20 protein-coding genes are annotated in these 24,568 nt (G+C 50.2%); 6 read left to right on the top strand and 14 right to left on the bottom strand.

The features are described from left to right. Positions 1-30: 30 nt before the first annotated feature. The 5 genes from ybgF to AAH187_RS08075 all read right to left on the bottom strand — a co-directional run bounded on the left by ybgF (position 31) and on the right by AAH187_RS08075 (position 6,908). Positions 31-1,461, bottom strand: coding sequence for a tol-pal system protein YbgF (gene ybgF, locus AAH187_RS08095; RefSeq protein WP_342347941.1), 1,431 nt, complete (start codon positions 1,459-1,461; stop codon positions 31-33). A 57-nt stretch (positions 1,462-1,518) separates the two neighbouring features. Beyond that, the gene (locus AAH187_RS08090) at positions 1,519-2,265 is read right to left on the bottom strand and encodes an OmpA family protein (protein WP_342347940.1); all 747 of its coding nucleotides are present in this window, start codon (positions 2,263-2,265) and stop codon (positions 1,519-1,521) included. Between the two features lie 626 nt (positions 2,266-2,891). Next, a complete protein-coding gene (locus tag AAH187_RS08085; protein WP_342347939.1) occupies positions 2,892-4,838 on the bottom strand; it encodes a diguanylate cyclase in 1,947 nt (648 codons plus the stop codon). 215 nt (positions 4,839-5,053) lie between these two features. Next, positions 5,054-5,779 (bottom strand): NDP-sugar synthase, encoded by a 726-nt coding sequence (locus AAH187_RS08080; RefSeq protein WP_342347938.1) that lies wholly within the window; start codon positions 5,777-5,779, stop codon positions 5,054-5,056. 19 nt (positions 5,780-5,798) lie between these two features. Next, positions 5,799-6,908, bottom strand: a complete 1,110-nt coding sequence (locus AAH187_RS08075) for a phosphotransferase (protein WP_342347937.1) — start codon at positions 6,906-6,908, stop codon at positions 5,799-5,801. Positions 6,909-7,649: 741 nt separating this feature from the next. Here AAH187_RS08075 and AAH187_RS08070 point away from each other — a divergent pair. From AAH187_RS08070 to zwf, 3 genes are read left to right on the top strand one after another with little or no spacing between them, the layout of a single operon-like run. Beyond that, positions 7,650-9,521 carry a glycoside hydrolase family 15 protein gene (locus AAH187_RS08070; protein WP_342347936.1) on the top strand — a complete coding sequence of 624 codons (1,872 nt, stop codon included), beginning with the start codon at positions 7,650-7,652 and terminating at the stop codon, positions 9,519-9,521. Between the two features lie 42 nt (positions 9,522-9,563). After that, complete coding sequence (gene gnd / locus AAH187_RS08065; protein ID WP_342347935.1) at positions 9,564-10,457, top strand: phosphogluconate dehydrogenase (NAD(+)-dependent, decarboxylating); 894 nt, start codon at positions 9,564-9,566, stop codon at positions 10,455-10,457. A gap of 21 nt (positions 10,458-10,478) precedes the next feature. Then, positions 10,479-12,038: a glucose-6-phosphate dehydrogenase gene (zwf, locus tag AAH187_RS08060; RefSeq protein WP_342347934.1), complete on the top strand. Its 1,560-nt coding sequence runs from the start codon at positions 10,479-10,481 to the stop codon at positions 12,036-12,038. 238 nt (positions 12,039-12,276) lie between these two features. On the opposite strand, the gene tal is transcribed toward zwf, so the two are convergent. Together tal and tkt are read right to left on the bottom strand one after the other, a co-directional pair. Then, positions 12,277-13,425, bottom strand: coding sequence for a transaldolase (tal, locus tag AAH187_RS08055; RefSeq protein ID WP_342347933.1), 1,149 nt, complete (start codon positions 13,423-13,425; stop codon positions 12,277-12,279). Positions 13,426-13,452: 27 nt separating this feature from the next. Further along, on the bottom strand, positions 13,453-15,543 hold the full coding sequence (tkt, locus tag AAH187_RS08050) for a transketolase (protein ID WP_342347932.1): 2,091 nt from the start codon (positions 15,541-15,543) through the stop codon (positions 13,453-13,455). 250 nt (positions 15,544-15,793) lie between these two features. On the opposite strand from tkt, the gene AAH187_RS08045 reads away from it, so the two are divergent. Together AAH187_RS08045 and AAH187_RS08040 are read left to right on the top strand one after the other, a co-directional pair. Further along, complete coding sequence (locus tag AAH187_RS08045; RefSeq protein ID WP_342347931.1) at positions 15,794-15,988, top strand: MoaD/ThiS family protein; 195 nt, start codon at positions 15,794-15,796, stop codon at positions 15,986-15,988. Between the two features lie 4 nt (positions 15,989-15,992). Then, positions 15,993-16,928: an ATP-binding protein gene (locus AAH187_RS08040; RefSeq protein WP_342347930.1), complete on the top strand. Its 936-nt coding sequence runs from the start codon at positions 15,993-15,995 to the stop codon at positions 16,926-16,928. A 345-nt stretch (positions 16,929-17,273) separates the two neighbouring features. Here the strand turns inward: AAH187_RS08040 and AAH187_RS08035 are convergent, their stop codons facing one another. The 7 genes from AAH187_RS08035 to AAH187_RS08005 all read right to left on the bottom strand — a co-directional run bounded on the left by AAH187_RS08035 (position 17,274) and on the right by AAH187_RS08005 (position 23,568). Then, the gene (locus AAH187_RS08035) at positions 17,274-17,705 is read right to left on the bottom strand and encodes a hypothetical protein (RefSeq protein WP_342347929.1); all 432 of its coding nucleotides are present in this window, start codon (positions 17,703-17,705) and stop codon (positions 17,274-17,276) included. A 105-nt stretch (positions 17,706-17,810) separates the two neighbouring features. Then, the gene (locus AAH187_RS08030) at positions 17,811-18,809 is read right to left on the bottom strand and encodes a flippase-like domain-containing protein (RefSeq protein WP_342347928.1); all 999 of its coding nucleotides are present in this window, start codon (positions 18,807-18,809) and stop codon (positions 17,811-17,813) included. Then, complete coding sequence (locus tag AAH187_RS08025) at positions 18,802-20,286, bottom strand: CDP-alcohol phosphatidyltransferase family protein (RefSeq protein WP_342347927.1); 1,485 nt, start codon at positions 20,284-20,286, stop codon at positions 18,802-18,804. The genes AAH187_RS08030 and AAH187_RS08025 overlap by 8 nt, the downstream gene beginning before the upstream one ends. 10 nt (positions 20,287-20,296) lie before the next feature. Further along, the gene (locus tag AAH187_RS08020) at positions 20,297-21,058 is read right to left on the bottom strand and encodes a phosphocholine cytidylyltransferase family protein (RefSeq protein ID WP_342347926.1); all 762 of its coding nucleotides are present in this window, start codon (positions 21,056-21,058) and stop codon (positions 20,297-20,299) included. Beyond that, positions 21,055-22,143 (bottom strand): alanine--glyoxylate aminotransferase family protein, encoded by a 1,089-nt coding sequence (locus AAH187_RS08015; protein WP_342347925.1) that lies wholly within the window; start codon positions 22,141-22,143, stop codon positions 21,055-21,057. Before AAH187_RS08015 ends, AAH187_RS08020 begins: the two co-directional genes overlap by 4 nt. 63 nt (positions 22,144-22,206) lie before the next feature. Beyond that, entirely contained in the window at positions 22,207-22,788 is a 582-nt protein-coding gene (locus AAH187_RS08010) for a thiamine pyrophosphate-dependent enzyme (RefSeq protein ID WP_342347924.1), read from the bottom strand. Positions 22,789-22,938: 150 nt separating this feature from the next. Then, a complete protein-coding gene (locus AAH187_RS08005; RefSeq protein ID WP_342347923.1) occupies positions 22,939-23,568 on the bottom strand; it encodes a thiamine pyrophosphate-binding protein in 630 nt (209 codons plus the stop codon). A gap of 136 nt (positions 23,569-23,704) precedes the next feature. Here AAH187_RS08005 and queF point away from each other — a divergent pair, with 136 nt between their 5' ends. Beyond that, positions 23,705-24,106, top strand: a complete 402-nt coding sequence (gene queF / locus AAH187_RS08000) for a preQ(1) synthase (protein WP_342347922.1) — start codon at positions 23,705-23,707, stop codon at positions 24,104-24,106. Positions 24,107-24,568 lie beyond the last annotated feature (462 nt).

Raw genomic sequence — 24,568 nt, 5'->3', positions numbered from 1 at the left:
AGATAAATCGACAGAGGGGGAATTGGAAATTTATGAAGGATTATCGAGGAAGGCATTCACTTCTTGAAGACGACCGTACGCTTTGCCGGCTTCTGGGCTTTGGGGGTGGGTCCGTACAAGTTGCTGAAAAACCGATCGAGCCATTGGTAGTTCGCGTAATTCGATATGCGAATACGCGATTTTAAGTAGGGATGCCGGGACTTTATTGCTGGAAGGATAAAAGGCAAAGACTCGTTCAAATTCATCAATCGCTTCTTGAAACCGTCTTTCACCGTAATAACACTCCCCCAACCAATATTGTGCATTTGAGGCCAAAGGAGAGTCTGCAAAGGTCCGCAAAAATGTCGAAAACCCGGTGGAGGCATCGACAAAGTTCCCCTGACGAAGAAGTGCCATCGCCCGGTCATATAGCACCTGAGCGTTTCTCATATCGACATGACCGGAAGAACCCGTTTCTGAAGTCCCTCCCAGAGCCGGAACCGTCCTCGATAGTTGAGATGAGGGAGCATACGCGGCAACCGACCCAGTCACAACTGGACGGGAACTTTCCTTAGTGGAAAGTGAGCCATCCATCGCATCCGACCGCGACGATGCTGGAGTGCGTTGAGAAAGGAAATCTCGGGTGACAGATGACCGCGCTGACGGATCGCGGCTTTCGGGCATCTGAGCATTGGAGGAAAGGGAACTACCGTGTTGACCAGCCACACGGGACAGTTTTTGTTCATGTTCATCCAATCGCCCCCCGAATGTGACACTGACTTTCTCCAACGTCCCTACCACCGACTGTATACTTCGCCGAACCTCTTCAAAATTCGCCTGAACCTGCTGGGCCTGAGCATCATGTTGTTGCGCCTTGAGTTCGATCTGTCTGCGTATCTCCCCAACATGCTGTTCTTGTTGGGTCACTTGTTGGCGAAGAGAGGCTAGCACCTGTTGGTAATCCACCAACGACGTCCGGAATTCACCTAACTTACCTCCTTGCTCTGTCAGGAGTTGCTCTTCCCCTGCTAAACGATCTCGAAGTTGATGCACCAGAGGCTCAGATTGTTGAAGCTGGGTTCGGACTTCCTTCATATCCGCGTCATACCGCGCCATTTTTTTGGTTAATTCGCTGACCTGGTTCTGATTGCTTTCAAGCCCCCCCCGAACCTGGGAGAGGTCCGTTTCTTTCAAGGTGGCAACCTGATCCATCACTTCGGCACGGGCATGCAGTAACTCCTGAATCTCAACCCGCTGTTTGGCAATAAGGGTATTCGCTTTTTCCAATGCCGTATTCGCTTCACTCACGGCTTGTTGGAGTGATGTTTTACTCTTATCCAGCTGGCCGATCTTAGCGTCCAATTCCCGTTTGATTCGTACCACATCCGCCTGCTGAGCCATACACCCTGCCAAGATCACGTTCAAGACCACAATGACAAATCGAACACTCCAACGATACGAAAACGAATGAGGGCTTAGCATAACATTTTCCTTATCATCTCAGAGCCCCTTAAACAGTCCATGGCCGGAAAGAGACTTCTACCAATTCTGGCGGTTAGCCACATAGGGCATTGGGGTCGAGGCCACACTGATATCCAGGACGAGATGAGCGCGCCGATTCTTCTGGAAACACGGTTCAGTCGAATCCCAACAGGCCGGACTCTCCTTACCGAATGACATCACATGAAGTCGTTCAGCAGGGACTCCCAAACTGGAGAGATAGGTTTTGGTGCGAATCGCACGCTTTTCACCTAAAACATGGTTATACGAAGCCGTCCCCCGATCATCGCAATGTCCTTCAATGGTAATTTCCGCATGCGGATGCGCTTTCAGCCACTCCGCGTTGGCGACTAATGTCGCCTTGGCTTGTTCATTAAGTTGGAAGCTATCAAATTCAAAATGCACATCCCGCAAACCGCTTTGTGACGTCAATTGTTCCGCACGAGTTCGATTCTCCCAATAATCATTGGGAGAGTCGGAAGGCGTGAGACCAGGCCCAAATGCATTATCCTCCCGAATCAAGGAATCTTCCGCAAGCAGATCGGAGAATGTTCCTGCGCCTTCAGGGAAATACCCATGCCCAGCGGATGGCCCTTTGCTTAATGCTTCCCCTGAAACTCCCGGTGCGAAATTTCCCTGTGCGGCTACCGCAGTCGGCGCGCCAGTTTTTTTGCCATATTTATGAACTCCCTGGGAAGACCGATGTCCACACCCTGTGGCCAGCAATATCATCAGAATCACTATTCCCCAAACATAGATTCTGCAGGTCGATGAATGAACAGTCATATTTCGAACTCCTTGTTCAACGGCTACAACGGACAAACCACGAAATACCGCTTTAAGATCGTCTACAACAATAAAAAATTGCAAAAACAAGGCCAAGGGACCCTGCCGATACAATAGGCACTCCTTGTCGAGCCGCTTCGATCACAAAACCCCCATCTTTTTCGAACAGTTAGAAGAAAAGCGCCCACACCAATAACCTCAAATTCCATAGATGTACTGCAGAGTTAGATGTTTCACGCCAGGGTTCGGCCAAGAACCACCCCCAAAGCCCTTCTGACAATCTGGCACGGGATTCAGTGAGGTATTAATGGAGGAGTTGGGAAAGAACCAGCACACCAAGAAGAGGTGAGTGACATAACTGAAGCAGCATTTAATCAACAATCGTGGCTTTTTCTCAACGCGTTTTAAGGACACAAAGACATGGGAGATGCTTAGGCGGGATAAGCATGCGCGGGATCAATGAATTCTTGAAGAAGCCGTCAGAGACATAGTCGGTTAGTGAGAGGAATAAACAGAATCCGCCTTTTTGTGAGGCTATTTTACTGAAAGACAAGATAAATATTTCCTGGAATGCCCCTTGAAGTCCTCGGAATGAATGCAGGAGGTGAGAATCAGCGTGACAAAGACTATTCATCGTTCCATTCAGACGTGGCGAAACTCCAGCATTGCCCACCACATTCTTTAGCCCGATACATCGCCTGATCAGCAATTTCTAACAACCGATGGGGATCCGTGGAATCCTTGGGGTAGACCGAAATTCCAATACTGATTTGAATAGGAATTTTTTCTTTACCTAATTGAATGGGTGGAATAAGGCATTCTAAAATTTTCAGAGCTACCTGACGAATATCCTGAACATGGTCAAGCCCCTGAAGAATCACGGTAAATTCATCCCCGCACAAACGCGCGACGGTATCGGTCGATCGCACACAAGTTGTCAGTCGTTCCGCGACGATGCGCAAGACGCGATCTCCAGTCTGATGACCATGATAATCATTGATGGTTTTAAAATTATCGAGATCCAAAAAGAATAATGCCAGTAAGGTCCCATTCCGCCTGGCTTGCGCCAACGCCTGTTCCAGGCGGTCTTCAAACATAATTCGATTCGGAAGATCCGTTAACGGATCGTGATAGGCCTGATGCTTCATCATCAATTCTTGTGTCTTCCGGGCAGTCACATCATGCCAGATCACCACAAAATGCGTGAGGTCTTCCTGTTCATTGAGCAAAGGAGTCACCACTTGTTCAAAAACCAGAGATTGCCCATTGGTACCCGTTTGCAACACCTCGGTCTTCACGAAGCTGAATTCTTGGGTGGAGGGATCTGACAAAGATCTCCTGACTTGCAGTTCCGCATGAGGGAACGAACTCAACGGAAAACCCAGCATTGATTGAGGGGAGGAGCCATGGAAAGCGGCATAGGCTTCATTCACCCATTCCAAACGACCCTGCGCGTCTGTCACACAGACTGGATCAAATACTGAGCCCATAGCCATACTTTGTAATCGCCATAGATCCAGCTGTCTTCCACGCGCCATCAACCGTTCGATCTCAGAACCTAATCGTTGCAACCATCCAAGTACCGTCGGATCAACCGGCTCTGGACCTTCAGAGCACACCACCAGCATACCGCAACAATTCTCTTGATAAGACAGGGGAACACCCCAGGTTTGGTGAAACTGGAATTCCGGCGGAAACCAGACCATGCCACCTTTGGGAGGACGACAAGAAAAAAGAAGTGATATTTCAGAGGCCTCACAGGCCTGAAAGAACTCACCTTGCTGCGAAACTTCGCTCCACCACAGAGTTCCTTGTGACTCCCAATCAAAAGCCTCAGCCATCGCATGTGCGCGCAACTGGGGCACACTACCCTTTCGCACAGTGGCCACCCACACAAAGGGGAAACCAAAGGCTCGCACAAGGCCATCACAAATCTTCGTCAGACACATATCCATACTCTGACCGGCATACAGTTGCGATTCAAGACTCTGCATCAATTGTGCAAAAGGCTGAGCGGAAGAGTGCTTCGCTTCCAGGGTCAATCCCCAATGCCATGCAGTCACCTTCTGTGACTGATCGAACATAGGCGTTACCACGCATGGGACCGTTCGCGACGGCTTCCCCGATGGTAGAATCGTCAGCATGCTATTCAAGAGCTTGGGAGAAACGTCAAGCGAGCAAAGATGACTTCGAAGAATCATCCATTCCTCATGAGCAACATAACCGCTAATGGAAACCTTCCCTATTTCACCCAAACCCATGCCCAGGACATCGCGCACCACCTCATTGGCCATGAGGACGACACCATCACACGAAGTCACAAAATGAATCTGAGGTGGTTCCGGTAGAAAAAGGGGAGCCCTCAGCGAAACGGTCTGATCGCAAACCGAAAGAAAATCGGCGGTAGGAAATGGGTCGGAATTTGTCGAAAGAATTTCGGTAAGTCGACCCGTCAATCGGTGAAGCGCCTGGGTGAGTTCCTGTTCTTGTGTATCGGAAAGATCACTCGATTCCGCTTGGAAATCCCGCAGGGATTTTTCGAGTAGATGATGGAGTTGATTAAAAGTGGCCACGATTACCTTCACCCTGCCGACAGGAATGGGAAAAACACAGGGAGTATTTAGATAATAAACCCGATATCGATATCTTTTGGCAAGCTTCTCCTGGCGTCAACCCGTCAAAAGAGGTGCGATTTTTTGGGCCAATTCCTCACCAATGTACTCGCAGCATACACCAGACAATTCAATCCATGTAGGGAAATGCCGGGCAGCCTACCAGAAGGACCTCCTTAGGTCGTAGGGACAATTACTCCGGCCTCCGCATCGGCTTGCGCCTGAGCATAACGCGCCACCGTTCCGATATCAGACCAATAGGCAGCATGAAGAAATCCAAATAAGCTTGAACCCCGCGCAAGCTCATTTGTATAGGTATCGATAATGGAAAACGGCCTATCCGCAGGAGCATCATGGAGGATAGATGGATGGAGAATATGGACGCCCGCAAACATCCGTTGAACCAGAGGGCCAGTTAATTCGGCCTGGCTCCTTCCCCGACGATTTATTCTGAAAATGCGATTTTGTGCGTCCGATTCAACTGCTCCCCATTGGGCCGCTTGCGGATCATCGCGAAGCACCAGCGTGGCCACACCCCCATGAGTCTGATGAAACTTTACCAATGTCTTCACATCCAAATCGATCAACGTATCACCATTTATTACCAAAAACGGGTGTTGCTCAAAAAACCACTCAGCCGCTTTTAATCCACCACCCGTTCCTAACAGGGTTGGTTCATGGGAATACCTCACCTGCATATCCCAATCTGATCCATCACCAATCGCCTCTTCGATCAAATGCCCCAAATAATGCAGATTGATGATGACGTCACGAATTCCACATGCTCGCAACAACAACAAATTCCAAATAATAAGCGGCATCCCTCCAACCGGCAATAACGGCTTGGGAATTGTGTTGGTCAAAGGCCGAAGGCGAGTGCCCAGACCCGCGGCCAAAATCATGGCCTTCATAAGCAAGAAGTTAGCGCCATTCAGGAATATACGGAGAGAGGTGAGTGAGCAGTCGGTGGAGTTGGGGATATTTCTCCAAATTGGCACGAACATTCTTTAATGTCTGAGGAATTGAGGCCAAAAAACTTGAATTCCCCTTCACCCGATCAATATATACAAACCGCCCGGCAGCCTTCAGATTGCGTTGAATACTCGTAAAGTCAAACAGCCGACGAAACGCCACAGGATCATGTAATAGCATAGCGGATTGTTGCGACAATGATAAATTCTGGCGCATTCCTTCTATGTAACGAACAATAAGGCGATCAATTAGCCCCTCATCGAGAGAGATATAAGAATCCCTCAGCAGGGAGGCAAGATCATATGTCACAGGACCCATCAAGGCATCTTGAAAATCAATGACGCCGAGACGTTCCCCATCCACCATCAAGTTACGGGAATGGTAATCACGATGGGTAAATACCTGCGGTTGCGCGGTTAACCATTCAGCAATCTCCTTGAATGCTTCTCGAACAGGCCCATAATCGTCGACACACATGGGCCGGTCTCTCGCCACAATGCCATATTCCAAAAAATGGTCAAACTCCCAGAGAAATAGGGGCATATCAAAAGATCGTGTAAAGGCCACACAGGGAACAGTGGAAGGATGTGAGGCCTGGAGATGAAGGTGAACGAGGTGATCAACGGCCTGACAATATAGATTCTCCCCCCTACCGGGAGAAGACTTCTGCCAGGCTTTGGCCAGCGTCACATCACCAAAATCCTCGAGATAGAGCAGGCCACAAGATTCATCGTAAAAATATAGCACAGGAACCTGAACGTCCTTCTTCTGCAGATGTTTCAGAATATTCGTGAACGGCAATTCGGTGATTTCTCCCCCGGCCCCACTCACAGCCTCCTCAGAGACTTTAAACCCTTCCGGATCGGCTAACTGCATCAGAATCACAGAAGAAACCGGAGCCATGGACAGGTGCAAACGGTAATAACGACGGTTCGAAGCATCACCCGCCAACGGTAGGCATTGCTCAAGTTCGGCTGTGAACGGAAGATGGTTTCGGAGAGTAGAGGACAAACGCGAGAGATCGAGGCCCGTCGAAGACAGGGAAGTTTGAGGGGTCATTTCTATCAATTATACGGCCATACCAACTTCTTGTCATCAATTAGAAAATAGGACAAACTCATTTTGCCAATTGATTTCCTCTGCCTAGGCTAAATCGCCTTGGAGGCGCGGAGTGTAAGGAAAAGCATGCGCAAGACCAACTGATGCTCTGCTTGCGCACTGATGATATCTTTCTACACCTGCATTTAAGATTAAGAACATTTTGACGATAAGTAATAGTAAGAGATGGAAACTCCTCACAAGTCACCATAATCACCCATAAATGTAAAGGTGCTCTATGGAAATCACCAATCCCCCCCCGCCAACTCTCACTCCCCCTCAATCCACCTCAACAGTCGAAGATGGAGATGTGGGCCAGAAGGGAAGCTTTTACAGCCGCAACAGAAAAAAACAACAAACGAAATTTGAGCAACACTCCGAAGAACCACCACCCAGCATAGAGGGCTCCACACGACTCATTGATATACGTGTGTAGCATGGATTACTTCTTGAATTTTCATGTTTCCTACACCCCGGAACTAGTGACGTCTCTTCAGATTTTAATCACGGAAAGAAATACTCTGCAGATGAACTCCTAATGAATGATCATATTCTTGGCCCTCGTCTTTAGTTGGACCACAATCTAGATATAGATGCTTAATAAGAAATTTATCGCTAGATGTAGTGCTTAGCATACGATTTTGGGTATATTGGCTTTTATCTTTCTTCATTGAGCCATTTATCCCCTAATGAGAACCGTTCATGAGTTATAAAAACATCGGCGATTACGGCATCATCGGAGATCTCCATACTATCGCCCTGGTTGGTCTCGATGGATCCATTGATTGGTGCTGCCTGCCACGATTTGACTCCCCTAGCCTGTTTGGAGCCATTCTTGATCAGAAAATTGGAGGGTATTTCAAGATTGCGCCTATCACAGAGGGCAATACCCGACAAATGTATCTTCCGGAAACCAATATTCTGTTGACCCGATTTCTACAACATGATGGCGTCGGTGAACTCACCGACTTCATGCCCATCGAGTCGGACGAGGCCGGATACCGGCCCCGCCGCCATCAAATAATCCGCATGCTTTCCGTTGTCCGCGGAACCGTCACTTTTCGACTTGAATGCGCGCCGGCATTTAATTTTGGGCGGGATTCACATGTCATCGAGACCCGACCGAAAGGAATCATCTTTCAAGCTGGCGATCAATCCGTGGGATTAGTCAGTCCCATTCCCCTTCATACGCGGGAAAACTTCGCCTATCAAGAATTCACACTCCATCAGGGCGAAAGCCTGACATTTTTTTTGGAATACTTGGAAATCAAAAACGGCGACCAGTTGTTATCCACCCCTGAATCCGGCGACGAAGCCTTTCGCAACACGTCCGCCTTCTGGCAGCGCTGGCTGGCACAATGCCAATACGATGGGCGATGGCGGGAAGTGGTCCATCGTTCCGCCCTGGCCCTCAAACTCCTGACCTATGCTCCCACCGGAGCCATTGTGGCCGCACCCACAACCAGTCTACCCGAAAATATCGGCGGTCCCCGAAATTGGGACTATCGCTATACCTGGATCCGGGATGCGGCCTTTTCTATTTACGGACTATTACGTCTGGGATTTACGGTGGAAGCCAGTCGATTCATGGATTGGCTCAATGCCCGTTGTTGCGAACTCAATCCGGACGGATCCATTCAATTGATGTATGGCATCGACGGTCGCCGCGATCTGACGGAAGAAGAACTGCCTCACCTGGATGGCCACCGCAGTTCCCGCCCCGTGCGCATCGGCAATGGCGCAGCATCCCAACTGCAAATGGATATGTACGGTGCGCTAATGGACGCAGTTTATCTCTATAATAAACACGGCGCGTCCATTTCCTATGATCTTTGGGTAAACCTTTGCCGCCTCCTGGATTTTGTCTGCAACAATTGGGAGCAACCTGATGAAGGCATTTGGGAAGTCAGAGGAGGACGCCGTCATTTTGTCTATTCCAAAGTGATGTGTTGGGTCGCCTTAGACCGCGGCATTCGTTTAGCCGACAAACGAGGATTTCCAGGTAACAGAGCTCGATGGATGGAGGAACGCGATCGGATCTACCGGGAAATTATGGAACGGGGCTGGAATGCCGACATTGGAGCCTTTATCCAATCCTATGATAGCGAAGCATTGGATGCCGCCAACCTGATTATGCCTCTTGTATTTTTCGTGTCTCCCACCGACCCTCGCATGCTCTCAACCATTGACCGCACACTCGAGCAACTGGCATTAGGGAGCCTCGTATACCGGTATGAAAACGGCAAAGCCGCATCGGATGGTCTGGACAGCGAAGAAGGCACATTTAGCATGTGTACCTTTTGGCTAGTTGAAGCCCTGACGAAAGCCGGGCGATTGACGGAGGCACGACTGATCTTTGAAAAAATGTTAAGCTATGCCAATCATCTTCGTTTATATGCCGAGGAAGTCTCCCACTCGGGTGAACAGTTAGGAAATTTCCCACAGGCCTTTACGCATTTTGCTCTCATTACGGCTGCCTGCAACCTTGATCTGGCTCTCAATACGAAACGTGCCGCCCACACGGTCGTGAGGCGTCAGCGACCGTCATCATCGCCCTCACGTCAGTCCCATTGATGACTGAAGGGACTACCACCCGTGATCATAGGAGGATCGCATATGGATATCGGTTTCATTGGACTCGGCAAAATGGGGATGAACATGGTCACTCGGTTGAGCCAGGGGGGACATAGGGTCGTTGCCTACGACCGGTCGGCCGCCCTGATTAATGAGGCCGAAACCAAAGGGGCGACCGCATCTTCGTCATTGGAAGATTTGATCACCAAATTACCCAAACCGCGAGTCGTGTGGGTCATGGTCCCCTCAGGGCAACCCACCGAAGAGACCGTACAACATCTTGGGAAAATTTTGGAGGCCAACGATATCATCATCGATGGAGGCAATACGAAATTTCATGATGACGTTCGCCGCGCCGCCGACCTTCACCCGCGTGGCATCCATTATATTGATGCCGGAACCAGCGGTGGGATTTGGGGGTTGCAAATTGGCTATTGTCTGATGGTCGGTGGGAAACAGGAACCCGTCAAGCGATTGGCCCCCATTCTCACAACTTTGGCTCCGGAAAATGGCTGGGCTCACGTGGGGGACCATGGCGCTGGACATTACGTCAAGATGGTTCACAATGGCATTGAATACAGTATGATGCAGGGATACGCGGAAGGATTCGAACTCATGTCCAAGAGTGAATATAACTTGAATCTCGCCACCATCGCTGATCTCTGGATGCATGGCAGTGTGGTCAGATCCTGGCTGCTTGAACTAGCTGCCGGCGCACTGAAACAGGATCCTAAGCTGGAACAATTACAAGGCTACGTGCAGGATTCCGGCGAGGGACGGTGGATGATTATGGATGCCATTGAAAAGGACGTACCGGTTCCCACCCTGACAACCGCTTTATTTACCCGATTCCGCTCGCGGCAGGATACTTCTTTCGCGGAAAAAATGTTAGCAGCATTACGGAAAGCTTTTGGCGGACATAGCGTCCGACCATAACCGGATTTTTGCGAGGTCGACATGTCACCGATTGAACCTTTGGAACCTTCTCCTAAAACCGAAACGCCCGTCACGGTCAACCGAACCGCAGCGACTCAATCGTGCACGATTGTCATCTTCGGTGCCTCGGGCGATCTGACCCAACGCAAACTTCTGCCGGCACTCTACAACCTGCTCCTGGACGGCTTGTTACCGGCCAATTTCGCCGTATTGGGGTTAGGACGGAAACCTCTATCGGATGATAATTTTCGCGGGATTGCCCGTGAGGGCATTGAACAATTTTCCCGACAAACACTTGAACCCGACAAGTGGAAGACGTTTCAAAGTCGTTTGTTTTATTGTGCAGGAGATATTACCGCCTCCGAATATTATGGAACAATCCGGGACCGACTGAACAACATTGAATCACCATTCAAATTACCAGGCAATCGCATCTTTTATTTAGCCATCCCGCCAACCTCCTTTGCGCCCGCCTGCGAGGGGCTCCAAAAAGCTGGATTAGTGGCTGTCCCTAACCAAGAGGGTGCTTACTCCCGGGTCATTGTGGAAAAACCAATTGGACACGATTTGCCTTCTGCCCAAGCCATCAATACCGCTATCGGGAATGTCTTCGATGAATCACAAATTTATCGCATCGATCATTATCTGGGGAAAGAGACCGTCCAGAATATTATGGTCATGCGTTTCGCCAATTCCATCTTTGAACCGCTATGGAACCATAAATACATCGACCACGTGCAATTAACCGTCAGCGAAGCGGTTACCCTTGGCACCCGAGCCACCTATTACGAAGGCGCAGGAGCGCTTCGAGACATGGTGCAAAATCATATTTTGCAATTGCTCTGTCTGATCGCCATGGAACCCCCCTACTCGCTGGATCCTGATGTGGTGCGCAATGCCCGAATGGATGTGTTACGCGGACTGCGTCCAATTCGGGGACAAGACGTCGAAAAGATGACCGTTCGTGCCCAATATGCCCACGGAAACATCAAGGGCCAGGAAGTACCCGGCTATCGACGAGAGGAAGGAGTGCAACCTGACTCCACCACGGAAACATTTGTGGCCTTAAAAGTCTTTGTGGAAAACTGGCGCTGGGCCGGAGTGCCATTCTATATTCGCACGGGAAAAGCCATGCCGACTCGCGCCAGCGAAATCGCCGTCCAATTCAAGGACATTCCCCAGATTTTATTTAATGCCAATCCGCAAATTCCCCAGGCTCCGAATCTGCTCACGCTTCGCATTCAACCCGAAGAGGGCATGGCCCTTCGCATTATTTCCAAAGTGCCTGGCACCAAAGCCCAAACGCATCCTGTTGATATGGACTTTCACTACGGTGATGCCTTTAAGGCACCTTCCCCGGAAGCCTACGAGCGATTACTATTGGATGTCATGGCTGGGGATACATCTTTGTTTATGAGGCGGGATGCCGTTGAGGCTTCGTGGAAATGGGTCACGGATATCCTCGAAGGGTGGAGTGCATACGAAACCAAGTGGTTGCCAGAGTATCCAGCCGGGAGCTGGGGTCCAGTCGAAGCCGATCGACTCATTCATGCAGGCGGCCACCATTGGCGAAAAATTTAGTCCAGCCCGTTCCTTAAATTTTTCCATACAATTGAGACTACTGTAGAGGATTATCCCCTCTTCCCTGTTCGCTAAAACGACTCAACATCCTCATCCCTGATTGTACCTGGTAAGCATGCAAACCTATGCTGGCTTCAATCTATTGCCCCAGACGAGCCAATCCCTTTTCAACATCCATATTGGTGTGCTGAAATTCTTTGAGCACCTCGGCAATCTTCGGCTACAGAGGGGCAACCGATTAGGTGACCTGGTCAACTTTTTCCCCTAAGATTTTTGCCCGCTTCCGACTGATCACGCCCATTAATTGATCAAAGGCATCCAAAAACAATTTCGCGCCATCCTTCAGGAGGGTGTCGGTGACCTCCTCCATCGAAATACCAGCCTCCGCCAACTGCTGCATGGTGACTTTGGCTTCGGCCAGGCCCTCCTGGATGGTATTCTTCACCGTTCCATGGTTCCGGAAAGCGGTAAACGTCGCTTCAGGCATCGTATTCACCGTATCCGGACCAATAAGATTATCGACATAGTAGGTATCCGGGTATTTGGGATTTTTCGTGCCCGTGCTGGCCCAAAGGACCCGTTGAACCCGTGCACCTTCTGCTTTGAGGGATTGAAATTCTGCACTCGCAAAGACTTCCTGAAAGATGTGATAGGCCAACTTAGCATTGGCAATTGCCACCGTACCCAGGAGACCTTCCATCATCGCTCGTTGGGCAGGACGGGATTCTTTTGAGATTTTCTCGTCTAATTTTTTATCAATTAGACTATCAATCCGGCTTACAAAAAAGCTGGCCACCGAGGCGACGCGATGTAAATTCCCCCCATGCGCCGCCAATCGTTTCAACCCACGGATATAGCTCCAAGCCACCTGCTCATACATCAACACACTGAATAAGAGGGTGACATTGATATTGATGCCTTGGGACAAAAGCTCCTCGATGGCGGGTAGCCCTTCCGGGGTTCCAGGCACTTTAATCATGACATTGTCCCGACCCACAGTTTGCCACAAACGGACCGCTTCATCGATGGTGCCTTGTGTATCAAAAGCCAAATCCGGAGAGACCTCCAAGCTCACATAGCCATCACGACCGTCCGAGGTGTCATAGACTGGCCGCATCAAATCGGCTGCATCCTGGATGTCTTGAATGGCCACGCTCTCATAAATCTGTTTGACGCTCATGCCCTGAGACGCCACCCGTGCAATCGCTTCATCATAGTCCGCACTTCCTGCAATCGCTTTTTCAAAAATCGAGGGATTCGAGGTCATGCCCATGAGACCGTCATTTTCAATAAGTGACTGAAGGTCCCCAGAGGTGATCAAGCCACGACGAATATAGTCATACCAGGGACTTTGCCCCATCTCACAAAGCTGGACCAGTGGATTCATGGTGAGGTTCTCCTTGAAAGAAACAAGTTAGCGTTGAATGGTTGTGGCATGAGCTTGCTGCCGTGCAATCTGCGCCTTGGCCGCTGCCACCACATGCTCAACTGTAAATCCAAATTTTTTAGCTAATTCCTTGAGCGGAGCCGAGGCACCGAACGATTTCATCCCGATTGAATGTCCTTCGGTTCCAACGTAACTGCCCCAACCAAAGACAGATGCCTGCTCAACTGATACCCGTGCGGTGACAGCGGGGGGAATAACCGAGCGGCGATAATCTTCCGATTGCTGTTCGAACAACTCCCAAGATGGCATACTGACGACTCGACTTTTAATCCCTTCGACCGCCAATTGCTCATGGGCTTGCACACATAATGGCACTTCACTTCCCGTTCCAAGCAATAACACCTCGGGGCAGCCATCGGACGGGTCTGCCAACACATAGGCGCCTTTGGCCACGCCGGACGCAGAAGCATATTTCATGCGATCCAATGTGGGAATCGCCTGCCGCGAAACAATCATAATCACCGGTTCGTGCCGCAGTTCCATAATCACCTTCCACGTTTCAACAATTTCGTTGGCATCTCCAGGGCGAAACACCATTAACCCGGGAATTGCGCGAAGCGAAGAAATTTGTTCAATAGGCTGGTGTGTCGGTCCATCTTCCCCTACCCCAATGGAATCATGTGTGAAGATATGCATGACGGGAATTTCCATCAAGGCACTTAACCGGATAGCCGGTCTGGCATAATCACTAAAAATGAGAAATCCGGAGCCATAAGGTCGGACTTTTGACAAAGACAGGCCATTCACAATAGCAGCCATCGCATGTTCCCGAACCCCAAAATGGATATTTCGTCCTGATGGATTGCTGCCGGTCAAATCCCCCGCTCCCTCAAAGGTTAAGCGAGTCTTCGTGGATGGAGCCAAGTCTGCGGCCCCACCGAATAACCAGGGAATAGTTGCCGCCAACGCATTCAATACGATTCCAGACACTTCCCGGCCGGCAAGCCCCTTAGCATCAGGCGGGAAAACAGGAATTTTGCTGCCCCATCCCTCTGGCAATTGTCGATGCTGCATCTGATACAAATGACCAGCCAATTCCGGATATTTGGCTCGATACTCTGCAAACCGGGACATCCACTCGCCACGCAAATCTTTGCCTCGTTTCCCGATCCCCTGTTGGAAATGAGCCGGCACCTCATCGGGCACAAGAAATTTGGCGTCTTCCGGCCAACCATAATGACGTTTGGCCAAACGGATTTCTTCTTCACCCAATGGTTCACCATGAGCGGAATGCGTATCCTGTTTATTCGGAGCTCCATACCCAATATGGCTATCCACAATGATCAGCGTCGGACGTTCTAATTCCTTTAAAAATGTGCCATAGGCGCGATCCAGCATCTTTAGATCATTGGCATCGCTCACACGGGTCACATTCCAACCATAGGCAATAAACCTGGTAGCCACATCTTCGCTAAAGGCCAAGTCCGTAGAACCTTCAATCGTGATCTTATTGTTGTCATAGATCCAACAGAGATTTGACAACTTCAGATGTCCGGCAAGAGACGCGGCCTCCGATGACACCCCTTCCATGAGACATCCATCACCACAGATGGAATACACATTGTAATTAAACATTTCAAAATCGGGCCGATTAAAATACCCCGCCATCCATCGTTGGGCAATCGCCATACCGACACTGGTTGCCACCCCTTGCCCTAAGGGACCGGTCGTGGTTTCTATACCAGATGTCCAACGATATTCAGGATGACCAGGGCATTTACTCTCTAACTGCCGAAACCGTTTGATATCCTCCAATGTGACTGAAGGCTCACCCAGTTGTTCATATTGACCGTTCACCGACTTCACCCCACAGAGATGCAGCAAGGAATAGAGCAACATCGACGCATGCCCGGCTGAAAGAACAAACCGATCTCGATTCGGCCAGATGGGATCGTCGGGATCAGAACGCAAGACCCGATTCCAAAGCCAATAGGCGACAGGCGCCAGAGCCATCGGAGTTCCGGGATGCCCGGAGTTCGCGGCTTGCACCGCATCCATCGATAAGGTACGAATGGTGTTAATACAAAGCTGGTCCAGCGAATCGCATGCGGGTTTCATTCTTGCTCCTTCGTTATCCATAATAAGTGAGCTATCTCGCGTGACGAGGATTTATTTTGTGAGAAAGGTGAGTGTCTATATCCTATCATAGCTCATCCTTCCACTCTACATGATTACCCAATAGGTTCTTAAACAACCGGCCCTCCGGACTCCATAGAAGTAACAGAAAGTTTACCTCTGGTTTTAGACAAAAAGTAGCCAAATTTAATGAGTTGCCAATCCCATGAACCTCTCTTTATGATTCGAACCTATGAAAGTCCATCTCAGCCATCCCACCCGTGACGTAGTCATCCAAGGCCCCAAACGGGTAGCCGACATTTTCAAAGAACTCAATTTAATCCCTGAGGCCTTTCTGATCATACGCGGGCAGGATCTCATGACCGAAGATGAAACCGTGGCCGATGGGGATAGCATCGAAATCCGCCCGGTCATATCCGGAGGGTAAACTCATGCGCTGCCGAAAATGTCCAAAACGGGCGGTACTGGGACTGCCAAGACACAATACGGCATTTTGTGGGGACTGTCTCACTGAATTTGTGCGCACCCAGGTGCAACGAGCCATTAAGGCTCAACAGATGTTTTCCCCTGAAGATCGCATTCTGGTTGCCGTATCCGGAGGGAAAGACAGCCTGACCCTTTGGGAAATTCTGCTGAAATTAGGTTATCGGGTCGATGCGCTATACGTTGATTTAGGCATTCCCGGTTATTCCAGCCGATCAAAAGAAAAAGTCGAACAGTTTGCCAAAGTGGTGGCTGAACCCTGCGGGTCCCAACTCACCATTCATACCGTGGAAGAAGATGCAGGAGCGGGCATCAAAGAATTAGCCAATATGATCAAGCGTCCTACCTGCTCTGCCTGTGGCACCATTAAACGGTATCAGTTTAATCGGGTCGCCTGGCAAAACCATTACGACGTAATGGCCACGGGCCATAATTTAGATGATGAGGCTGCAAGGCTTCTGGGTAATGTTCTGCAGTGGCAGGAGGAATATTTGCAGAAACAGTCGCCAAGCCTTCCTGCATCCGTCGAAGGTTTTGCCAAAAAAGTGAAACCACTCTACCGCATGACTGAACGGGAAATTGCCGCCTATGCCGTGGTCAACCGGATTGACTATTTGGTCGAAGAATGCCCGATGGCCAAAGGCGCGAAGATGTTAGTGTACAAAGACGCGCTGAATCGCTTAGAAGCAGAATCTCCGGGGACCAAGCAACGGTTTTATTGGGGGTTCCTTGATAGACAGGAAAAATCGTCTTCTGTCGCCCCATCCATGAGCGAAATCGACCAAACCACGTTGCAGCCCTGTACCGTGTGCAGCCAACCCACAACTGCGGGAACCTGCTCATTTTGTCGCATGATGGCCCGCGCCAAAACGGCAGTGAAGTAAGGTCACCTTTTTAAATGATCATTCTTGATGGCCTTCAGCATACCGAAAGTAAATTCGCCACGATCGCCCATTAACCCTCCTTCCTTACTCTTGGCTGAAATATTTACTCAACCACAAAAAAGTAAGAAATATGTGCGCAATTGATCTTGGATCCATTTTCATTGCGACCGTTTCAGCATTAATAATGAACAAGAATGAGGTAGGGAGATTGGCCCTTCAACACGAGAGCCATGAATGGGAGTCATCCATCACTGGCGAACTTCAAAAAAGACACCAGAGAGCATCACAACACCTTACGCAATATCTCGGCACCATTTAAGAATCAGAAAAATGGCCGAGGGAGAGTTATTCGGGGAGTTCGACGCTGCCCCCTTCGAGGTCCAGATCAATGCCGGTCAGCTCCATTTTATTACCAACCCGCCACCATTCCAGGGAGATTTCAGACAAGGTGCCTTTCGAGGTATAAAATTTTGCCGCAGGGATGGCCACGGCTTGGTGAGACTTTTTGTGTATTTCCATGACGAGGGTTTTCAGGGTCGTATCTTCCACCTTGACTGTATCCGACAACTCAGTGAGGACAAACCGATCGCCAGGATTGTGTTCCCAGGCATTGCGTTGCAGCTTGGCCACTTCCGTTCCCGTGGGCATAAACACACCCATACTCAATGCCAGTTTTTTCTCCTCCTCCAACCACTCAATACGAAGCTGTTCTTTGCCGTGAGCGATAAAGACCCCATCGGTATTCCGGAGGGTATTCGTTCCCAGTTCAATATCCATCGTTCCTTAATCCTTTCTCGGCTGAAAATCCGTGAGGGTCCGATTATTCACAATAGACCCGAAGAGTTCAAGTCACCGAATATTTTCACAAAATTACCCTGTCCCCTACCCTTCCATCGAGTGGACCTGGTCCGATCCACCGTCCTGGCCTTTCAGGAACATCAAGCAAACCAGACCAAAGACAATCCAGAGAATTTCTCGCAATCGTCGAATAAGGGCAAATGTAATTCCCGTCACCTCCGAATAACCAAAAGTCATCAATAGCAAGGTGTATCCCCCTTCTTGCGCACCCAGGCTTCCGGGAATGAAAAACGTTCCGCCTTTGATGAGCACTGTCAGCGCCGCAAGTGAGACGGCTACCCACACATCGATGCTCACACCAAGAAAGTAGAGAATGGCATACACCTCAAGCGTTTCCATCATCCACGCCAAAAAAAATACGGCCAACGCCGCATAAAAGGTCTCCCGGTGCAGAGAATAAAATCTCCGGATCGTGCCGTCCAGCTCCTGTAGTTGAGGTTCCCGTTTTTCAAGAAAGGCGAACCTGATACCGCAGGCTCGCAATAGGCCCAAGCACCCCATCCCGAGACCGTGGCGTTGGAGCACCACAAACAGCCCGACCCCAAACGCTAGGACTCCCACACTGACCGACATCGCCACCCAGTAATGACTTGAATCCCCAAGAAGCCAAAAAGCCAAGGCCAATCCCAGCAAGATAAAAAGGACTTGGGCGAAAGTCATGGCAGTTTTCGCAGTAATCACGGACGCCAACCCGTCCACCATTGGCACTCCATATCGTTTCAGGAGATAGGCTTTCAGTGGCTCACCGCCTACGTAGGCCGTAGGAGTCGTGACATTCACGGTTTCGCCAGCCATCCTAATAGCAAATAACCGCATGAACCCGACCTTTCGAGCATGGGAACCCAGAGTGAATTGCCATCCCAAAGCTTCGAACCCGTACACAAGAATCATGGGAAGAAGGATGAGCCCAAGATGCAGGGGACCTAATTGAGAAACTGTGTGTTGAATCGGTTCGAGCCCGATGTGGAGAACAATCCCGACCAGGGCCGCAAGGCCAATAACCAGAAAAAGCAGTTTAAGCACGAGAGATGAGAGTGCTGCGAAGCATCCAGGCCATCGACATGACAAAGAGCCACGAGCCAATCGCGGCTATGGCCAAAAACCAGTGCAGGAGGCCAAAACCAGCACTGAGGAGCACTAGGATCGAAAAATCTCTATTGGCAACTTTGCCCAACATAAATTCAATATTGGCCCGTTCCTGTTCTGTGAGTTCCCGAAGGTCACGAGGACGGGTTCGCAACTGCCTGGCATGATTGACTAACAGCAACGACACGACATTGGCTAAGACCGCTGAGGCCCCAAGCAGCAGGGGAAGGTCCGTATTCTCCCAAGGCCCATGGAGAAACGCCCCGCAGGCGATGGCAGCAAACAACACGATATGTACGACATTATCTGCCCAAATATCGAGTTCTTGCCCAAACTTTGACTCTGAAAACGTCAGCCTAGCCACCTCTCCGTCACAACAATCAATGATCACAGACAATTGCAGGATCAGTCCCCCGAGAATAGCGAGCTTCCAGGACCCAGGCACAAATAACCCAGCGGCCACGAGCCCCACGACCATGGACAGCATCGTAATCGTGTTCGGTGACCATCCCAACCGCAAAAACCCATGAGTGAGCACACCGGAACATTTACGATTTACATATCGATCCACCAACCCATCCAATCCGCCTTTAAGTGTCTGGAGTGCCTCCAACAGCGTCCGTTCAGCGAGTTGTGGCCCCTTGGGACCACGGACATCCCTGAACCAATGAGAAGATCCGCCAATGGTTTGAATCGTCCCTTCCACAGCCGCTTGCTCCAGGGCCAAACGGAGTGGATTGGTGCCATTGGCATGCAACACGCCCGAAATACCCAGGAGCCGGGCGGGGAGAACCAGAAGATCCCCAACCAGCGGCAACCGGCTTCGCTCAGGAGCCTGACTGTCTGTTTTGGACTGTGAGGTCTGGGATACCGCCTGGTCATGGAAGACCACGGTTGAGGTTGATCGTCCTTCTAGCCCCTCAGGCCTGAACGCCACACCGGGATTTCCCCGGTGATGCCCCTCCTCAGGATGACCAACGACCACGACCGCCTTCCCTTGAGATCCTTCAGCTCGTAAGCGTTGGATCAATGTCGGAGAGTACACCGTATGACAACCCACGATCATACAGGCCCCATTAATTTCCTCCGCAAGCGCTTCCCAAGTCTGAGGATCATGAGGAGGAAATTCCCGGACAGGAAGCCAACGAACGGCGGCCTGTATCCGGTTATCTTCACGAAGTAATTGACGAAGAGCCTGTTCTTCAGGCCCGGCCAACACCCATATTTGAGAAATCCCTCCTCGCTGCAACGTGAACACCGCCCGTTGAAACAGCGTCATGCCACCGACACGAGTCAAGGGACTAGGAACCGCGTCACCCGTCCCGGCACATCCAGAATCAAAGACGCCGACCGACGTCAATAAAATTGCCGTATCAACCGCGTGAGTGGCTTCTTGTTTAAGTGTTCCGTCCATACACTCATTCCTACGGTGTCAGTGTGGTGGCCCTGGTATTCTCCTCTAAACTCATTACGGCAGGCAAGATCTCAGATGCAGCTCGATCGATATCTTCAGGAAAATCTATTTCTATCCACGGAAGACCCCCGATTTTTTCGTAACCCACCGGCACCTTCTCAAAAAACCCTTTCAGCGCGTCCTCATATTCCATATCAAGCGCTCCGGCCTCGACATAAGCCCGAACCGATTGCAACAATGCTGGAATATCCTGTTGTTGGACTTTAAGAAATCCGACCCCTTCGCCGGCCTCATCATAGGCGGATGGCAGGGTTTTACTTAAGGTGAGGACTCGACCAGTCTTCGCGGCAATCATACATTCTTCCGATTCCTGCTTCACCGTCTCATCCATTAACAAGGCCGTCGGGAAGGAAGAATGAACCAATCGAGCCAGAATCGATGGGGCATAGAGAACATCAGCATCCATAAGCACCATATCATCGTCCATTTCAGACCGTGCCGCCCACAGTGACGTCATGCTTCCACGAGTAAACTGTTCATTCACCACCCATCGGACCTCTTGAGCAAATGGGTCGGCAGCCATGGCCTTTCGAATAAGGTCTTGAGCATATCCCACGACCAATACCACCTGACACACACCCAATCTCCCCAAAGACTCGACATGCCGAGACAGTAAGGTTCTCCCGCCAATTTCAACCAGGCATTTGGGTCGACCCTGGGTGACACCTTGCAATCGCTTGCCGACCCCGGCCGCGAAGATAATCGCCTTCACGCTCTGGCCCCCGAAACGATGTCCTGAAAAGCGGAGAGAAACCCCTCAATATTCTGATTGGTCAGAGCACCAATATTGGCGACTCGAAAAATTTTCTCTTCCAATTGCCCTTGTCCCGCATAGATTACATACCCGGCTTGCTTTAACTCATCATGCAGCCTTTGGTAGGCACACCCCTCCGGCAGAAAAAACGCCGTTAAGGTATTACTTTGAAGGGTCGGATCCAGTACCGGCTTCACCCCCCACTCTTCCAAGCGTGTCCGAATGGTCGTGGCATAACCTTGAAATCGCTGAATTCGATTCTCGATGCCCTCTTCTAAAAGTTCATTGATAGCTTCACGGAAGGCATAATAGACCTGGACGGCTGGAGTAAAGGGAATCGTCCCCCGCTCCTGTTCCTCATAATAATTGGCCAGGTTCAAATACCAGGACCGCTTGGGATATCTCATCACCCGCTCCATAAACCCTTTTCGAACCAAGACAAACGCGGCACCTGGAAATCCTTGAATACATTTCTGAGCGGCCCCCGCGACCATGTACAGTTTACTTCCAGCAATATCCAGCGCCTCTCCCCCCAGCCCACTCACAGAGTCCACCATAAAGACCCGACCATACCGGTCCACGATTTCTGCAATTTCTTTCACCGGATTAATCAATCCCAGCGTCGTTTCATGATGAACCATAGCGACGGTGTGCACTTCCGGGTGTTGCTTCAGCGCCAAATCAACCGTCTGCGGATCCGGTACGACTCCCCAGTCATACTTTAAGTCCGGCGTTCCCAACCGGTGCGTCGCCAGCATGGAGGACATCCGTTGGCCATACACCCCATTATTAATCACCATCGCCCGCTTGCCGGTAGGGATACTGGACATTAACGCCGCTTCCACAGCCGCCGTGCCGGACCCCGTCAGGACAATCGCGGTGTACTCGTCTTCATCACCAGGCACAAAGACCTTCAGCAATTTTTGCCGGATATCGGCCAGTAATTCCGAAAACTCCGACTCTCGATGACAGACATCCGGTTGAAGTAATGCCTGACGGACTCTTTCAGACACATTGACGGGACCTGGATTGAATAAAATCATGAACCCTCTTCCTTTACACGCTTACAGGCTGGCGATTAGGCTTCCACGCGATTACTTGTGCCGTTAGGTGACACTCCCCTTAAACCGTTTCGTCAGCTCGACCGGACCCAAGGCAATCCGATCTGCTTCTTCAAGCTGTTCATTCACCTTGATCAACAAAAAACTCGGCCCGTCATCTCCTAACATGGCCTTAAACTCATACACAATATCTTCTCGCTCCCAGACTCGCTCAACATTCTTGTATCCCGCAGCTTTGGCCATTTTATCCAGCCCCACAACCCTGGAATAGGTGGGTTGATTGCCGGTGGTCCCATACACTTCATTATCAAAGACCACATGAATGAGATTTTTCGGTCGCAACGCACTCATCGTGGCCAACGTGCCAAGACTCATCAGCACATTTCCGTCGCCATCAAAAACGACCACCGTTTTTTCGGGCTGGGCCAGAGCCAAACCTAATCCAATGGCTGCCGTCGCGCCCATCGAGCCAATCATATAAAAATTTTGAGCCCGATCACGGAGTTTACAGGCTTCACGGGAGGGAAACCCATTGCAGACAATAAGCAGCTGATCGGTCATGATTTCTAAAATAGCCGCCATCGCCTGCGCCCGACTCTGCATCACTCCTTCTTCTGGTCCAATCATCGTTAAATCTCCAACACAATGGTTACTTTTTCACGTTGACAACCAACACGTTGCCCACTCACAGAATGGACTTGCGATTGGCTGCTCTTTCCAAGCGAGACCAATCGAGAACACATGACAGAATCATACAGACTGCTTTTAGACATCCCACTAGGGCTGAATGGTTTTCACGATGCCCTTTTTCAACAATAACGCGACAGGAACCCGCTTCTCCATAAAAGTCGTGGCCGTCCATTTCAGATCATCCACAAGCGTCTTCTGGGACAACGTCCGGTGTGGAATCCGCACGGTATCCAACAGCGTCGTCATCGTTTCCCCCATCACCAGATGCTCAGGAGCGTCCTTGCCTTCGAAGCCACGCCAGGACACCAACAGCAAACAGGGGATCTGATAAATCAAATTGAGCGAAGCCAGAACATTCAGGGCATTACCTAATCCGGAGTTTTGCATCAACACTACCGGGATTTTCCCACCCAGGTAGGCTCCTGCGGCCATCGCCACCGCCTCATCTTCACGGACCGCAGGGGTATACAACCGTTCTTCCGTCAAATGGGCAATAATGCCCCCCAAAATCGTGTCCGGCACACCGGTAAAAAAATCAAATCCAATGCCTTGCAGGCCTTTCACAAAATCGTCAGCTTCCAACATCGTGATACTGCTCATCGCTTTAGACAGACTCCACAATTCCCTCCCCCCGCTTTTTAACTCATCACAATCAGGATCGGGGTTAGGGTACGTTTGGATGGTGAATAACAACGGCTTCGGAAAAATACCAAGCACGCCAGGAATGTCCAGCGAGTATAGCCCAGGGTAGGGGTATTCTCAAGAAAGCGGTGGCATGAGGTTGCGAGGAAATTTCAAAAAAGAGTAGACTAGGCTCCCTTCTCACACATCCATGGAGACGAGCCTTTAACTCATGAAAAAACCCCACGCTTCCTCACGATCAGGCTATTCGGAACGGCATGCCAAGAGCGGAATTGCTGAGAAATTACCACGCATCGAAACCTGGCCTAACCAATATCCAGGCTATGAAATTACGATTGAAATTCCGGAATATACGGCCATTTGCCCAAAAACCGGACTCCCTGATTTTGGAACCGTCCGGTTGACCTATGTGCCTGACAAATCCTGTCTCGAATTGAAATCTCTCAAAATGTATATCCACGCCTATCGAAATATGGGCATCTTTTATGAAAACGCGGTCAACAAAATTCTGGCCGATTTCGTCAAAGCCTGTCGCCCTGTGTCAGCCAGCGTCACCGGGGAGTTTACCGCCAGAGGCGGGCTCCGCAGCGTCATCCGAGCCAGCTATCCTTAGTCTTTCTCTTTTCTCTCTCTGGAACCAGCGAAAAAGCATGGCCATGTTGCCAGTATTGTCATAAATGTAGGTGAAAGAATCGTCCTCCAACAGGCGATTCAGGTCATTGTGGGTGTGAGTGGAATAAAAGAACGACGTGGTCCGGTTGCCGACCAGATCATACGTGTAGGTTTCCACATTCACGGTCGTCCAGCCAGCTTTCAACCGTTGCAACGCATCATAGGTGTGGGTCCGATTTTCGGCAGGCACAACATGATCCAGGATCGAGAGAAGATTCCCCACCGGGTTGTAGGTAGAGCCGAAGGACGCAATCGACGAGTTTCCTCAAACAAGCAGGGACGCTTGGACGAAATGCAATAAACAGTACGACTCTATTTCATTGAGCCCAAATATGTAATTGCAAGACCCACATCTGTTTAGTTTTTTTGTTTAGCAATCCACCACAGAATTACTTGAGAACCG

Origin of the sequence: uncultured Nitrospira sp. (genome assembly GCA_902500695.1) — a bacterium.
Classification (GTDB): Bacteria; Nitrospirota; Nitrospiria; order Nitrospirales; family UBA8639; genus Nitrospira_E.
This window is presented reverse-complemented; position numbering and strand designations above follow the sequence as displayed.

Excerpts from the sequence above, each read along its gene's own strand:
- ybgF (WP_342347941.1), bottom strand. The coding sequence starts at position 1,461 with ATGCTAAGCCCTCATTCGTTTTCGTATCGTTGGAGTGTTCGATTTGTC.
- AAH187_RS08090 (WP_342347940.1), bottom strand. The coding sequence starts at position 2,265 with ATGACTGTTCATTCATCGACCTGCAGAATCTATGTTTGGGGAATAGTG.
- AAH187_RS08080 (WP_342347938.1), bottom strand. The coding sequence starts at position 5,779 with ATGATTTTGGCCGCGGGTCTGGGCACTCGCCTTCGGCCTTTGACCAAC.
- AAH187_RS08075 (WP_342347937.1), bottom strand. The coding sequence starts at position 6,908 with ATGACCCCTCAAACTTCCCTGTCTTCGACGGGCCTCGATCTCTCGCGT.
- AAH187_RS08070 (WP_342347936.1), top strand. The coding sequence starts at position 7,650 with ATGAGTTATAAAAACATCGGCGATTACGGCATCATCGGAGATCTCCAT.
- gnd (WP_342347935.1), top strand. The coding sequence starts at position 9,564 with ATGGATATCGGTTTCATTGGACTCGGCAAAATGGGGATGAACATGGTC.
- zwf (WP_342347934.1), top strand. The coding sequence starts at position 10,479 with ATGTCACCGATTGAACCTTTGGAACCTTCTCCTAAAACCGAAACGCCC.
- tal (WP_342347933.1), bottom strand. The coding sequence starts at position 13,425 with ATGAATCCACTGGTCCAGCTTTGTGAGATGGGGCAAAGTCCCTGGTAT.
- tkt (WP_342347932.1), bottom strand. The coding sequence starts at position 15,543 with ATGAAACCCGCATGCGATTCGCTGGACCAGCTTTGTATTAACACCATT.
- AAH187_RS08045 (WP_342347931.1), top strand. The coding sequence starts at position 15,794 with ATGAAAGTCCATCTCAGCCATCCCACCCGTGACGTAGTCATCCAAGGC.
- AAH187_RS08040 (WP_342347930.1), top strand. The coding sequence starts at position 15,993 with ATGCGCTGCCGAAAATGTCCAAAACGGGCGGTACTGGGACTGCCAAGA.
- AAH187_RS08035 (WP_342347929.1), bottom strand. The coding sequence starts at position 17,705 with ATGGATATTGAACTGGGAACGAATACCCTCCGGAATACCGATGGGGTC.
- AAH187_RS08025 (WP_342347927.1), bottom strand. The coding sequence starts at position 20,286 with ATGGACGGAACACTTAAACAAGAAGCCACTCACGCGGTTGATACGGCA.
- AAH187_RS08015 (WP_342347925.1), bottom strand. The coding sequence starts at position 22,143 with ATGATTTTATTCAATCCAGGTCCCGTCAATGTGTCTGAAAGAGTCCGT.
- AAH187_RS08010 (WP_342347924.1), bottom strand. The coding sequence starts at position 22,788 with ATGATTGGACCAGAAGAAGGAGTGATGCAGAGTCGGGCGCAGGCGATG.
- queF (WP_342347922.1), top strand. The coding sequence starts at position 23,705 with ATGAAAAAACCCCACGCTTCCTCACGATCAGGCTATTCGGAACGGCAT.